Origin of the sequence: Citrobacter sp. Cb004 (assembly GCF_030337065.1) — a bacterium.
Lineage (GTDB): Bacteria > Pseudomonadota > Gammaproteobacteria > Enterobacterales > Enterobacteriaceae > Citrobacter > Citrobacter braakii.
This window is the reverse complement of record NZ_JAOWCH010000020.1, coordinates 1-719: the sequence shown is the minus strand read 5'-3', so window position 1 is coordinate 719 and position 719 is coordinate 1. Positions and strand designations below refer to the sequence as shown.

The window sequence follows — 719 nt, the reverse complement described above, 5'->3', positions numbered from 1 at the left end:
CAAGAACGCCGATTGTAATTGCTATTCTGGTAAAAAATCCGGTAGCAACACAGACGGGTCAGATTTATTTTCATGATATTGGTGATTACCTGACAAAAGAAGAAAAGCTGGAGACAATTTCCGAATTCTCAAGTATTAACGGCATTGAAAAATCACATGGTTGGCAGAAAATCATACCCGATACGTACAACGACTGGCTGAATCAGCGAGATGATAGTTTTTATAACTTTATTGAGATTGGTAATAAAAAGTCTAAGGATGGGCATGTTCTCTTTCTTAATTATTCCAGAGGTGCTGAATCAGGCCGTGATGCATGGGTTTATCAAAGTAGCAAAACAAAATTGACTGAGAACGTAAAAGGCCTATTAAGCTTTTATAACTCTTCCTTAGGGACTGATATTTCAGACAAAATGGATCCAACAAAGATTAGTTGGACAAGTAGCTTGATATCCAGTCATCAAAAAATGTCAAAGTTAACTTTTGATGCATCATGTATGCGTAAATCAGTATATCGTCCATATCAAAAGCAGTGGCTTTACTTCGGTAGTGGTTTGATTCATCGTGTTGGTCAGATCCCTCAAATTTTCCCAACAAAAGATGCTGATAACTTTCTTATTTACATGAGTGGGAGTGGTAATAGTGGAAAGGATTTCTCCGCTATAATGACAAGAGAAATACCAGACTTAAATATGCAGCACTCTGGTGGGCAAGGTTTCCCA

1 protein-coding gene is annotated in these 719 nt (G+C 37.6%); it reads left to right on the top strand.

The features are described 5' to 3' along the window. Positions 1 to 719: type ISP restriction/modification enzyme (locus OGV65_RS00115; protein ID WP_353655060.1), on the top strand; the 719-nt coding region annotated here is incomplete at both ends.